The 4,048-nt window shown below is 45.5% G+C and carries 5 protein-coding genes; 2 read left to right on the top strand and 3 right to left on the bottom strand.

The window, feature by feature from the left end; translation table 11 throughout:
- The first annotated feature begins 161 nt into the window (after positions 1 to 161).
- Complete coding sequence (locus EKD03_RS17925) at positions 162 to 1,124, top strand: HNH endonuclease (RefSeq protein WP_129633788.1); 963 nt, start codon at positions 162 to 164, stop codon at positions 1,122 to 1,124.
- A gap of 212 nt (positions 1,125 to 1,336) precedes the next feature.
- Positions 1,337 to 2,035 carry a PDDEXK family nuclease gene (locus EKD03_RS17920; RefSeq protein WP_202976815.1) on the top strand — a complete coding sequence of 233 codons (699 nt, stop codon included), beginning with the start codon at positions 1,337 to 1,339 and terminating at the stop codon, positions 2,033 to 2,035.
- Here the strand turns inward: EKD03_RS17920 and EKD03_RS17915 are convergent.
- The 3 genes from EKD03_RS17915 to EKD03_RS18530 form a co-directional block, all read right to left on the bottom strand.
- A complete protein-coding gene (locus EKD03_RS17915; RefSeq protein ID WP_129633786.1) occupies positions 2,032 to 3,033 on the bottom strand; it encodes a DNA-methyltransferase in 1,002 nt (333 codons plus the stop codon). The genes EKD03_RS17920 and EKD03_RS17915 overlap by 4 nt on opposite strands.
- A gap of 46 nt (positions 3,034 to 3,079) precedes the next feature.
- Positions 3,080 to 3,307, bottom strand: coding sequence for a helix-turn-helix domain-containing protein (locus EKD03_RS19135; protein ID WP_129633784.1), 228 nt, complete (start codon positions 3,305 to 3,307; stop codon positions 3,080 to 3,082).
- 336 nt (positions 3,308 to 3,643) lie between these two features.
- Positions 3,644 to 4,048 (bottom strand): hypothetical protein (locus tag EKD03_RS18530; RefSeq protein WP_161569312.1); only part of this gene is annotated, 405 nt, incomplete at its 5' end.

Genomic DNA, 4,048 nt, shown 5'->3' with positions numbered 1-4,048 from the left:
TAAATGTTCTTCTCAGTCGAGCTTCGTTCCGATCCAGGGAAACTGCCAGCGGCGCACCTGAAGGCAGACGTTGGGCGGGCGCATCAAATCACTGCATGCATGCTAAGTTTTATGATACTATTAACCGTAATTTCTCAAGCTATCATAGACTAGGCTAAAGCATGAGCTACACAACGTGGGAACATGATATTATCAGTTGGATATCTCGCCGGAGAGGCACAACACCTCTCCTCGAAAGTCAATACGTTACCTTTTTTAAACAAGCTTTTATCCATACAAAATGTCCTGATAAAGCATGGTTTGGCTCGCATCAACAAGTCCTTAGCCTCGTTGTCGGAGGAATCTTCTTAGCCGCCGTTGTTGCATCAGGCACTGATAGAGGGGTATGGCTCTTAGTTGATACCAATACTATCAAGTTTCAAAATTGGGACTACTCTCCAACAAAATCTACCCTTCATTCACCAGCCCCTCTTTTCTGGCTTCACACAAGGAGCTTAGATGCCATTTCAGAACTTCTTAGCCATCCAACTATCTGGTACTATTTTAGTCTTGCCTCAGAAAATATCCATTTTTCTCCAGGAATATCAAGTGATAGAGATCATATTCAACTTCAAAGAAGAAAACATCGACTTTCTGACTTCTTTATCACAACTCAATCTACGATTCAGGAAATACTATCTGAAACAGAAAATACTCTCGTATTAGAACAAGCATTCGATCCTCATGATGTTCCGGATGGGCGTGAGCGATCCCTTGCTTCGATTGTCCGGAGAAGAGGGCAGCCAATGTTTCGAAGCATGCTCCTTACCGCATATGAAGGAAAATGCGCCATTACGCATTGTAATGCCGAACAAGCGCTTGAGGCAGCTCATATTGTACCGTATCGTGGGTCTGATACAAACCATCCGTCAAATGGATTACTCTTACGTGCCGATCTGCACACCCTTTTCGATCTTGGACTCATTGCCATTAACCCTGAGACGATGACCGTTCTCATCGCTCCTGAGTTGCAGTATACTGACTATAACGTATTCGCAGATCAGCCCATTCGCTTACCCAAAAATACCACAATGATCCCTAATCGAGAGGCGCTTGCGTTGCATCGCCGTCAGGCTAAGCTCTAAAGGTGTGCGTTGCTACTTGCAAAGGTTTCATCTCAACATACAGCATTGGTATGCAATAATTCAATCATCATACCTATCACGCCGCCCAACATCGCCTCGCAGGTGACGCCGCTGGCGCGGCCTGCGAACGCGGTGCATTCTGGAAACTTCCTTCTTGGGCAAGCCTCGTTCGGATCACGGGAAGCTGCCAGCGGCGCACCTGAAGGCTGGCGTTGGGCCGCACCTCAACCCGAAACGCCTATGTCGGACAATTATGTTTGTCACAGCCCATGGTAAAATGGGTAGCAGGAGATAATCAAGATGACGGAGCAATGATGAAAATCGTTCACGAAGAGATTTTGATAAGCGCTGGAGAATTTGAGGCGACAGAAGAATGGCTTGATATCAGAACAGAAATTCGTGAAGCAGTATCCTCCGTCGTTTGGCCCGAGGGATCGGATAAATTTATCATTAATCCTGTAAGGAAAGGGAATGGTGTAAAGCCTATTAAAAATGGCTGTATGATTGTTTTGCGTGATAAATTTGGTTGGGAGGCTGAAAAATCGATCTTCATACGAGATGTTAAAAGGCCAGGGAACGTAGATGCCATTAGATTGACATCAACAAAGCCCTTTGTGTTCGAATGGGAAACAGGAAACATTTCATCCAGCCATCGTGCCCTCAATAAGATCGCGTTGGGCTTACTCCGAGAGACAATCTCAGGAGGAGTACTTGTTTTACCAACGCGCAATATCTATCCGTATCTTACAGATAGAATTGGAAATTACGAAGAGTTACAGCCGTACTTTCAGACATGGAAGAGTATGCCAATTAAACAAGGAATAATGATAATAATCGCCGTAGAACATGATGATATAGATACTAGTGTGCCGCTTATTCAGAAGGGCACTGATGGGCGCGCATTAGTCTAGGGCTGATACCTGTTTGTCTGTCGCTCAAACATCTTCAGTTGATCTACACCATTTCGTCGTTTTGCTCCATTCCCACGGGCAGACTCCCATTCGACATAGATTCCATCTTGATAATCTCGCATCCTTCGTATTGCAGCGTCAGTATCGCCGATCTCTATCCCTAACCATCGCCGATGCATCTTTTCTGCTGCATAATACGTCGTTCCAGAGCCACCAAATGGGTCGAAAACCACATCGTCCGGATTAGTAGATAGCGCAATAAGACGCTCTAGCATAATAGGAGCAAGTTCATTTGCCGTTCGTGTCTTGTACTTCCCATGACGTACTGGAGGAATATCATCCCACACATCTTCAGCATCAGTCCATAGTTGGGTATGTTCGTGATCGATTTCACTTGCGGGAATCCAGATCTCATCAGGGTCTTCAAAAACATCCATTAAGTTCAAGCCTCGTTCATTGAGTTTATTTCTGTGGCCACCATAATCACGAACTTCTTTCCCACAATGGCGACATGTAGGAATAGGGACATAGATTTTATTAAAAGTAGTAGGCTCACCTTTTGTGTAGTAGAGCAAGCCATAATGGGCTGGAGATAATTTTTTGCCCCGAGGAAATGCTTTCGGCATACGGCATGCAACCCAATGACGAAAAGACATTCCCTGTGTGTTCAAGAAAGCACCATATTCAATGAGCCACATGGGAAGATTGAATACGAAAAGGCTTGCGCCAGGTTTGAGTACCCTAACCGATTCCATTAACCATTCTTTCGACCAAGCCAAATACTCATCCCTTCGCATACTATCCGATATGTTTTTGCCATAGTCCTTTCCAAGATTAAAGGGAGGATCAGCAAAAATCATATCGATACATGCGTCAGGGAGATCCTGCAGTAACGCACGGCAGTCGCCCTGAAAGAGTTGGCCATGGTCTGTTCCGAAAACGAGCGTATAGCCTTCTGCGAAAGGAGTCGGGAGAAGTTCTCCGGGGTGCTTAATCATTATAGATCTCCATATCATCCGAACGTACATCCTAATCTTACCATCTCTATTGACGGTTGTCAACAGAGTTCTCATCTTGAGTCGAGCGTGGCGCGTAGGGTCTCCCTTCCGGGAGTTGTTCGTATCGCTCCACTTCTGATACGTCGATATAGAGGTATCGCCCTAAACGCACAGCTTGTATCTGACCATGTTCGATCAGTTTGTGCAAACGCTGTCGGGTGACTCCAATCCGTTTGGACGCCTCAGTTATAGACAGAAGGTTCGTGCTATTCATCACGTCTCATCATGCCCGTTCTCAGCTCTGTTGTCAACAAAATACTCGCCCGGCTTAAGAGATAATCAGAGGTAGATGAGCATTTAAATTGTTAACACAATAAGGAGAAATTCAATGCTCTTAAGCCATATATCGTGCCAAACTGTCAACCAACGGCCCAACATCGCCTCGCAGGTGACGCCGCTGGCGCGGCCTGCAACCTGGGTGCCATGTCTGGCTGTTCTTCTCGGCAAGCTTCACGCGGATCACGGGAAGCTGCCAGCGGCGCACCTGAAGGCTGGCGTTGGGCGGCATCCTCAACCCTAAAAGCTGCTGATGAACCCAAAGGTGGTATTCTTAACAATATCTATCAATTAACGCTTCTATTACTGATGGTAGTCCAAGTCTACCGGAAATATCTAAGATGTCAGTTACGGCATCTTGATATAGATGATCTTTCAGTAGCGCCTCTTTCGTTTCTTGTGGTGTGCGAGAGTAATATATGGCCCATGTAATCATTTTATGATTAGAAGTATCAACAAAATCAGGAATACTGGTTGATATGAGTAATGCAACGATTTCAGACATTCTTTCAGGCAAAATGTTCGCAAGGTAAGCCTCTTTTACCCAACTGTAAACTAACGGATGTTGTACTGGATAACGCAATAGGCGATTAACTATATGACTCACCTTACGCAGTACGTATGTACGGATAAAGACGGTCTTTCGTGCCAGATCATGCTCCTTGCGTCGCCCGTAGCG

It is taken from the genome of Candidatus Oscillochloris fontis (assembly GCF_004138135.1).
GTDB classification, from domain to species: domain Bacteria; phylum Chloroflexota; class Chloroflexia; order Chloroflexales; family Chloroflexaceae; genus Oscillochloris; species Oscillochloris fontis.
The sequence above is the reverse complement of the archived record's forward strand: the minus strand, read 5'-3'. Positions and strand labels throughout refer to the sequence as shown.

Coding starts and splice junctions, on each gene's coding strand:
- EKD03_RS17915 (WP_129633786.1), bottom strand. CDS start 3,033: ATGATTAAGCACCCCGGAGAACTTCTCCCGACTCCTTTCGCAGAAGGC.
- EKD03_RS17925 (WP_129633788.1), top strand. CDS start 162: ATGAGCTACACAACGTGGGAACATGATATTATCAGTTGGATATCTCGC.
- EKD03_RS19135 (WP_129633784.1), bottom strand. CDS start 3,307: ATGAATAGCACGAACCTTCTGTCTATAACTGAGGCGTCCAAACGGATT.